Annotated in this window: 7 protein-coding genes; 1 reads left to right on the forward strand and 6 read right to left on the reverse strand. The window is 76.0% G+C overall.

Annotated features, from left to right (window positions below; all coding sequences use genetic code 11):
- Positions 1–9: 9 nt before the first annotated feature.
- From PAI11_RS17175 to PAI11_RS17200, 6 genes are all read right to left on the reverse strand, one after another.
- Positions 10–1,287: a D-alanyl-D-alanine carboxypeptidase/D-alanyl-D-alanine-endopeptidase gene (locus PAI11_RS17175; protein ID WP_007577112.1), complete on the reverse strand. Its 1,278-nt coding sequence runs from the start codon at positions 1,285–1,287 to the stop codon at positions 10–12.
- Positions 1,288–1,299: 12 nt separating this feature from the next.
- Entirely contained in the window at positions 1,300–2,415 is a 1,116-nt protein-coding gene (locus PAI11_RS17180) for an adenylate/guanylate cyclase domain-containing protein (RefSeq protein ID WP_007577114.1), read from the reverse strand.
- A 54-nt stretch (positions 2,416–2,469) separates the two neighbouring features.
- Complete coding sequence (locus PAI11_RS17185) at positions 2,470–3,585, reverse strand: pyridoxal phosphate-dependent aminotransferase (RefSeq protein ID WP_007577116.1); 1,116 nt, start codon at positions 3,583–3,585, stop codon at positions 2,470–2,472.
- A 4-nt stretch (positions 3,586–3,589) separates the two neighbouring features.
- Positions 3,590–4,054 carry a hypothetical protein gene (locus PAI11_RS17190; protein ID WP_007577118.1) on the reverse strand — a complete coding sequence of 155 codons (465 nt, stop codon included), beginning with the start codon at positions 4,052–4,054 and terminating at the stop codon, positions 3,590–3,592.
- A gap of 135 nt (positions 4,055–4,189) precedes the next feature.
- Positions 4,190–5,968 carry an AMP-dependent synthetase/ligase gene (locus PAI11_RS17195; RefSeq protein ID WP_007577120.1) on the reverse strand — a complete coding sequence of 593 codons (1,779 nt, stop codon included), beginning with the start codon at positions 5,966–5,968 and terminating at the stop codon, positions 4,190–4,192.
- Positions 5,969–6,114: 146 nt separating this feature from the next.
- Entirely contained in the window at positions 6,115–6,882 is a 768-nt protein-coding gene (locus PAI11_RS17200; protein ID WP_007577123.1) for a Nif3-like dinuclear metal center hexameric protein, read from the reverse strand.
- Positions 6,883–7,038: 156 nt separating this feature from the next.
- Between PAI11_RS17200 and PAI11_RS17205 the strand changes: the two genes are divergently transcribed.
- Positions 7,039–8,133: RNA polymerase sigma factor (locus PAI11_RS17205; RefSeq protein ID WP_040600757.1), on the forward strand; the 1,095-nt coding region annotated here is incomplete at its 3' end.

Below are 8,133 nucleotides of genomic sequence, written 5' to 3' on the forward strand. Positions count from 1 at the left end.
CGTGGTCGCTCAGCCGCGGGCGGCCAGCTGGGCGACGAAGCGGTCCTGGAACTGGTGGGCGCGGGGGATCGAGAGCCCGTTCTGGAGGATCGCGAACGCGACGTCGCGCTTGCGCCTGGTCGTGCAGTAGCCGGCCAGCGCCGAGACGCCGTTGAGCGTGCCGGTCTTCGCCTGGCAGCGACCGACGGCGGCCGTCCCGCGCATCCGCCGCTTCAGCGTCCCGGTCCGACCGGCCTGCGGCAACGCGGCCCGCAGCACCGGGGCGACGGCGGTGCGGCCGTTGAGCTTGACCAGCAGTCGCGCGACCTCGGCCGGGCTGACCCTGTTGCGACGCGTCAGGCCGGAGCCGTCGCGGAGCCGGGGGCTGTAGCCCAGCAGCGGTCGCAGCGTCTGCCGCTCGAGCGTGATCCCGGCGGCGGTGCTGGCCGGCGCGACGCCGGCGGCCTGCTGGGCGCACGGGGCGTCGGCGGGCCCCGGGGGGACGCTGGGCAGGGGCGCGAGCCCGGCCGCCAGCCGGCACGCGCCCTCGGCGCCGTCGCGGGCGGCGGCGGCCTTCAGCAGCATCTCGGCGTAGAAGTTGTCGGACGGCCCGAGGGTCGCCCCGGCCAGCTGCCCCAGCTCGGGACCGGTCACGACCGCGACCTGGCGGGCGCCCGCCGGAGCGGCCCCCTTGGCCAGCGCCGTCGTCACCCGCAGGCCGGCGGCACCGAGCGCCGACCGCAGGAGCGACGCGGCCCGCTGCGCGGGGTCGTCCTGACCGGAGCCGCGGTCGACCACCAGCGCCCCGAGTCGCCCGCCCATGTCGGGGTCGAAGCTGCGCCGCGTCCGGTCGCCGCCCTGCCAGTCGTCGAACGCGCCGGCGTCGGCGATCACCCGTCCGTCGAGCCTGGTCGCCCCGAGCGCCGCGACCGTCTGACGCGCCAGCGCGTCGAGCGCCGCGCGGCTGAGCGTCGGATCGCCACCGCCGACGAGGACGAGGTCGCCCTTCCAGGTGCCGGCGACGGCCGGGCCGCCGGTGGCCAGCACGCGGGTCCGCGGGGCCCATCCGGGTCCGAGCCGCTCGAGCGCCGCCCCGACCGTGAAGAGCTTCGTGACCGAGGCCGGGATCCGGCGCGTGCCGCCCGAGCGGCTCAGCAGCGTCCGGCCGCTGCGCAGGTCGACGACGACCACGCCGGCACGCGAACCGAGGCCGCTGGTCGAGGGCATCGCGGCGGCCGCGGGGGCGCTGGCGAGGAGGGGCAGGGCGAGGAGGGTCGTCGCGGCGGCGGCGAGCAGGGGACGGGACATCGCCAGCGCACGCTAGCGCGGAGCGCGCCGGACGCGATGCAGCAGGACCCGGCCGACGCCCTTCAGGTGCATCCGGCCGATCGTGCGCCACTCGAACGCCGCGTCGTCGATCCGCGAGCGGGTCGCGTCGTCGATCAGGAGGGTCGAGGGGCGGGCGGTCGAGCAGACCCGCGACGCGCGGTTGACCGCCGGCCCGAACCAGTCGCCGGCCCGCGGCACGCCGTCGCCGGTCGCGACGCCCGCGCGGATCCGGGGGAACGCGGGGTCGGCGTCGACGCGGTCGAGCAGGTCGAGCAGCACCTCGACGACCTCGGCCGGGCGGGCGCCGGCCAGCATCACCGCGTCGCCGATCGTCTTGACGACCCGCACGTCGGGGGTCGCCACCTCGGCCCCGAGCGCCGCCAGCCGGACCGCGACGTCCTGCAGCCGCTCGGCGCCCAGCTCCTCGCCCAGCCGGGTGAAGCCGACGACGTCCGCGAACCCGATCGAGATCTGCGTCGCGCCGGCCAGCCGTCCCTCGGCGATCTCGTCCCGCGACAGCTGGATCCGGCTCAGCTGGTCGAGCGCGTGCTCGCGGACGACGGTCGCCAGCGCGTCCGCGAGATGCTCGCGGGCGGGTTCGGTCGCGCGGGCGATCCGGCTCGCCAGCTGGTCCTCGCCGTCGCCCTCGCGGGTCAGGCTGGCGCCGAGCCCGACGATCGCGGCGGCGCCGATCCGGGCGCCGGACTCGCCGAGGGTGCGGCCCAGGTCGACGATCGCGTCCGGCGCCACCCCGGCGTCGACGAAGCGCGCGATCAGCTCCGGCAGCGCGGCGTCGCGCTCCTCCCAGGCCGGCTCGTCGTCGGCGGGGATCGCGATCGACGCCGCCTGCAGGACCCGCTCGAACAGCTCGGGATCGACGCCGCTGCGCCGGACCAGGTCGGCGGTCGTCAGGGTCGGCGTCCCGCGCAGGGTCCGCTCGACCGGCAGCAGCACCAGGTGGCCGCGTCCGTGCGCCTCGCGCAGCTCCTCGGCGGTGGCGCCGTCGGCGAGCAGCTCGCGCAGCAGCGCGGCGCGGGCCTCGCGGGCCGGGCCCTCGAGGTCGTCGAGCAGCTCGGCGGGGATCGGGTCGTCGTGGCTGTCGCTCATCGGCCGCTGCGGATGATGGCGGGCCGACAGGCGCGAGGCGCGACGGATCCGGCCTCAGCGGCCCGCGACGGCCTCGAACGCGCGCAGCAGGCGGGCGCTGGCCGCCTCGTCCTGGACGGTGATGCGGACGTGGCTGGCGTCGCCGACGGCGTCGCCGGACTGGACGATCACCCCGCCGCGCTCCAGCTGGGAGCGCAGGCCGCCGGCGTCGAGCCCGGGGGCGCGGACCCACAGCGTGCAGCTCTGCGACGGGCGGACGGTCGCGCCGAGCGCCCGCAGCTGGCCGCCCAGCACCGCCCGCTCGCGGACGATCCGCCGGGCTCGCGCGTCGATCGCCGGACCGGCGCTGCGGACCGCGGCCAGCGCTCCCGCCAGCGAGAGGTCGCCGATCCCCAGCCGCGGGGCGAGCATCGGCAGGACGCCGCCCGGCTGGGCGGCCGCCGGTCCGCCGATCGCGTAGCCGCAGCGCAGGCCGGCCAGGCCCCACGCCTTGCTGAACGAGCGGACGAGGACGAGCCGCGGGAAGCGGTCGGTCAGGCGGATGGTGGCGTCGACCGGCTCGGCGTCGACGAACTCGCGCAGCGCCTCGTCGACGATCACGACGACCCGCTCGGGCAGCCGCTCCAGCAGCTCGCCGAGCGCGCCGGCCGGCAGCAGGTCGCCGGTCGGGTCGTTCGGCCCGCCCAGCAGCAGCATCCGCGTGCGGGGCGTGACCGCCTCCAGCAGCTGCTCCGGGTCGAGCCCGGGGACGGGGACCGGGACCGCCTGGGCGTCGCGCGCCAGCAGCGGGTAGAGCGGGTACGACGGCCACGGCAGGACGACCTCGTCGCCGGCGTCGAGCAGCTCGTGGGTGGCGCGCTGCAGCAGCCCCGAGGCGCCCTCGCCGATCACGATCCGATCGGGCGCCAGCTGGTGGCGGGCGGCGAGCGCCTCGCGCAGGTCGCTGTCGCGGCCCTCGGCGTAGCGGTGCAGCCCGCGGCGGGCGGCGAACGTGATCGCGCTGACGATCTCCGGCGACGGCAGCTCCGGCCAGGTCGTGCGGCTGAGGTCGAGCGGCTCGATCCGGGCCAGCGCCTGCGAGCGGCGCTCGCGGGCGACCTCGCGCAGGCCGGCGTTGACCTCCTCCTCGCTGAGGGCCTCGAACTGCTTGTAGTGCCCGAAGAGGCCCACGCGCTCAGAGGCCGCCGACGGTCGGCAGCAGGCCGCCGAGGAACAGGAACCAGATCGAGAACCCGGGCACGACGACGAACGTCGTGGCCGCGAACACGCGGCTGAGGACCCCGTTGCGCTGGTCGTGGCCGCCCGCCCGCCGGACCAGGATCCACGCCTGGTCGACGCGCCGCAGCAGGATCAGCGCGCCGAACACGAAGGCGAGCACGAGCACGAACGCGATCAGGATCCAGAGCCCGACGTTCTCGGACGACAGCTGCGAGGCGATCCACATCGCCGCCATCGGCAGCGGCCCCCAGACCAGCGCGGTCAGCAGCACCATCGCCAGCAGCATCGCGGCGGCGATCAGGCGGTCGATCCGGCGGCGGGCGGTGGATCCCGGGTCGGGGAGGGCGGCGTAGCGCAGCGGCGCCGTACCCGGGCGGCGTCCGAGGAAGAGGCCGCCGTTTTCGGTCGGGTCGGTACGCACGCAACGATCGTACCGGTGGTCGGAACGAAGGTGACCGCCGTCACAGGCCAGTGGACCGACGTCCGATGCCCGGCGGCCCGGCGCGACCCACCGTTCGGCCAGTGGCGAACGGTGGGCCGGGGCGCTCGGCGCGGCTCAGTCGGCGGCGTAGAGGGCGTCGAAGTCGGCGGCGAAGTGGTCGTTGACCACGTTGCGCTTGACCTTCAGCGTCGGCGTCAGCTCGCCGGTCTCCTGCGAGAGGTCGCGATCGGGGATCACGAACTTCTTGACCTGCTCGACCCGCGCCAGCTTGGCGTTGGCGTGGTCGACCGCCTCCTGGATCAGCGCGTGGACCCGCGGGTGCTTCGCCAGCTCGGCGATCGTCGTCGGCAGCCCCTGCTGCTCGGCCCACGGCAGGATCGTCTCGGGGTCGAGCGTGATCAGCACGACCGGGTAGGGCCGGCGGTCGCCGTGCATCACCGCCTGGCTGATCCAGGGCGAGGTCTTGAGGTCGTTCTCGAGGTTCGCCGGCGTCAGGTTCTTGCCGCCGGCGGTGATGATGATGTCCTTCTTGCGGCCGACGATCGACACGTAGCCGTCCTCGTCGATCGCGCCGAGGTCGCCGGTGTGCAGCCAACCGTCGGTGATGGCCCCGAACGAGGCGTCCTCCATCTTGTAGTAGCCCTGGAAGATGTTGCCGCCCTTCAGCAGCAGCTCGCCGTCCTCGGCGATCCGCGCCTCGAGCCCCGGCAGCGGCCGGCCGACCGTGCCGAAGCGGTGGTGCTCGGGCGTGTTGATCGTCGCGCCGGTCGAGGTCTCGGTCATCCCGTAGCCCTCCATCACCGGAACGCCGCAGCCGTAGAAGAACTCGAGGATCTCCTTGGCGATCGGCGCGGCGCCGGTGATCGCCCGGCTGAGCTGGCCGCCGAAGAGGGCGCGGACGTTCTGGAACAGCGCGGCGTCGGCCTCGTCGAACTTCGCCTGCAGCTCGGCGGGCACCGGCTCGCCCCGCTGCTGGAGGTCGCGGACGCGGACGCCGAGCTGGGCCGCGGCGATGATCTGCGCCTGCTCCTCGGCCGGCTTCGAGCCGACGGCGAGGGTGTAGATCTTCTCGAAGATCCGCGGCACCGACGGCAGGTGCGTCGGCTTGACGGTCATCAGCTCGGGGACGATCTTGGTCGGGTCGCCGCCCCAGTAGGCGATCACGCCGCCGTGGTCGAAGCAGAGCAGCTGGAAGAGCAGCGCGAACGCGTGGGCGAGCGGCAGGAACAGGTAGAGGACGCCGTCGTCCTCCATCCCGGCCAGCTCGTCGCTGGCGCCCATGATCCAGCGGTAGTTGCCGTGCGACAGCACGCAGCCCTTCGGAGGACCGGTGGTGCCCGACGTGTACATGAACACGTAGGGGTCGTCGGCGGTCACCGCGGCGGCCCGCTCGCGCAGCTCCGACGGCTCGCGCTCGCTCCCGCGGCGACGGACCTCGGCCAGCGGGATCGCGCCGTCGGCCTCGCCGTCGAGGACCACGATCCACTCCAGCGCCGGCAGCTGGTCGCGGACCTGCTGGATCTTGGCGACCTGGGCCGCGTCCTCGCAGACGATCCCGCGCGACTCCGAGTTGCCGACGACCCAGGCGCACTCCTCGGGGGCGTTGGTCGGGTAGACCGAGACGTGGACCGCCCCGGTCGCGACGATCCCCAGGTGCGCCATCGACCACAGCGGGCGGGTGCTGCCGAGGACCGCGACGCGATCGCCGGGGTCGAGCCCGAGGTCGATCAGGCCAAGCCCGATCTCGGTCGCCGCATCGGCGAGGTCGGCGTAGGAGAGCTCGCTCCACTCGCCGGGTGCCGTCTGGTAGCGGGCGGCCGTGCGGTCGCCGTACGCCTCCGCCGCGCGGAAGGCGAGGTCGGCGATGGTCGTTCCCGCGATGGTCGTCGTCATCGAGACGGTGCTCCTCGTCGTGCTGGCGTGGCCGTCATCCCAGCGGCCACCGTGCAGGCGATCCTATGCCGAGGAACGCCCGCGCGGGGCGGATCGATCGCGAACCGCCGCGAGCGCCTACGCGCCAGGTGCCCGCGGCCGCCGCGTCAGACCGGGTTGGCGCTGTCGACGAACCGGTGGGCGACGCCGAAGCGCTCGGCCAGCCGGGCGCCGAGCGCCTGGACGCCGCGGGTCTCGGTCGCGTGGTGGCCGGCGCAGAACGCGTGCACGCCGAGCTCGGCGGCGAGCGCCCGGGTCGGCTCGCGCGGCTCGCCCGTCAGCAGCCCGTCGAGGCCGTCGGCCGCCACCCGCGGCAGCATCCCGGCCGCCGCGCCCGAGACGATCGCCAGCCGCGCGATCCGCTCCGGGCCGCCGGCGAAGCTCAGCGGGTCGCGGCCGGTCGCGACCCCGATCCGCGCGCGCAGCTCGTCGACCGGGAGCGGGTCCGCGAAGGTCGCGACGACCCCGATCGGCGGCCGCCCGGAGCCGGCCCAGGGCGCGCTGTCGGCGCCGAGCGCGTCGGCGAGCAGGGCGTTGTTGCCCAGCTGCGGGTGGCCGTCGAGCGGCAGGTGGTGGGCGGCGAGGGCGATCCCGTTCCCGAGCAGCGTCCGCAGGCGCCCCGCGAGCGCCGGGTCGAGCGCCCGCGGATCGCCGTCCCAGAAGAGGCCGTGGTGGACGAGCACCAGCCCGGCGCCCAGCTCGGCCGCGGTCGCGAGGGTCGCCGCGTCGGCGCTGACCGCGGTCACGACGGTCGCGATCTCGGCGTCGAGGCCGTCGGGGTGGGGGACCTGGAGGCCGTTGGGGCAGTGGTCGCGGTAGCGCTCGGGCTCGAGCAGCTCGTCGAGGTCGGCCAGCAGCTCGCGAAGTCGGGCCATCGGCCGATCCTCCCAGAGCGTCGCCGCGGCGGTCAGGAGGGGGCGGCGGCGGGCGGCGTCCGCTCCGTGACAGCGGGCCCTGCCCGGTCTATGATCGGCGTTCCTTCCGCCTCGCGGGACGGCCCAGTCCGGCCGCTCCGCCGTCGTTCCCCCACGATGCACGCCTCCGCCCCGCCCGGCTCGGCCGTCCCGGTCTCGCCGCCCGATCCCCGTCGCGTCCGGTCGACGGCCGCCGCGCGGCCCGATCACGGCGACGGCGCGCTCGTGGAGCTGGCCGGTCGCGGCGATCCGCGGGCGTTCGAGCTGCTCTTCCGGCGCCACCGCGACGGCATCCACGCCTACGCGCACCGGATGCTCACCGACCACGCCCGGGCGGAGGACGTCGTCCAGGAGGTCTTCTTCAACGCGATGCGCGCGCTGCAGGCCGGTCAGCGGCCGACGCACCTGCGGGCCTGGCTGCACGAGATCGCCCGCTGCGCCTGCATCGACCAGTGGCGGGGGACGACCCGCCGCGGCGAGGTCAGCCTCGACGAGCCAGACCGCCTGGCCCCGGCCGACGCCCGGCGGCTGGCGATCAGCGACGACACCGCGCTCCGCGGGGCCGGCGACCGCGAGTCGATCGGCTTCCTCCGGACCGCCTTCGGCGAGCTCTCGCCGCTGCAGCACGACGTCCTGGTCCAGCGCGAGCTGGAGGGCCGCTCGACGCTCGAGATCGCGGAGCGGCTGGGGATCAGCCGCAGCGTGGTCGAGGGCCAGCTGGCCCGCGGCCGGCGCTCGCTGGCCACCGCCTACCGCGAGCTGCAGAGCGGGGAGCGCTGCCGCGGCGCCCGCGCGCTCTGCGACGAGGCCGCCGAGCGCTCCGTCGGCGTTCGCGAGCGGCGGCGGCTGGCGCTGCACCTGCGGACCTGCGACCCGTGCCGCCGGCACGCCGCGGTCATCGGCGTCGACGTCGGGCTGCTCGACCAGGGCGTGCTGGCGAAGGTCGCCCTGCTGCTGCCGGTGCCGCTGCTGAAGCGGCTGCCGCTGGGCGAGCCGGCCGTGGCCGGCGAGGCGGCCGGCGGACTGCTCGGCGGCAAGGTGCTGGTCGGGGCGGCCCTGGTCGCCGCCAGCGGCACCGGGGCGATCGTCGTGACCGACGTCGCGCCGGTCCCGCGCCACACGACCGCCATCCAGGCGGCGGCCGCGCCGATCGGCGATCGCGCGGCGACGACCGACGGCGGCGCCCTCGCCGGCGGCGGCATCGTCCGCGAC

The sequence above is a fragment of the Patulibacter medicamentivorans genome, assembly GCF_000240225.1.
GTDB lineage: Bacteria > Actinomycetota > Thermoleophilia > Solirubrobacterales > Solirubrobacteraceae > Patulibacter > Patulibacter medicamentivorans.

Excerpts from the sequence above, each read along its gene's own strand:
- PAI11_RS17175 (WP_007577112.1), bottom strand. The coding sequence starts at position 1,287 with ATGTCCCGTCCCCTGCTCGCCGCCGCCGCGACGACCCTCCTCGCCCTG.
- PAI11_RS17180 (WP_007577114.1), bottom strand. The coding sequence starts at position 2,415 with ATGAGCGACAGCCACGACGACCCGATCCCCGCCGAGCTGCTCGACGAC.
- PAI11_RS17195 (WP_007577120.1), bottom strand. The coding sequence starts at position 5,968 with ATGACGACGACCATCGCGGGAACGACCATCGCCGACCTCGCCTTCCGC.
- PAI11_RS17200 (WP_007577123.1), bottom strand. The coding sequence starts at position 6,882 with ATGGCCCGACTTCGCGAGCTGCTGGCCGACCTCGACGAGCTGCTCGAG.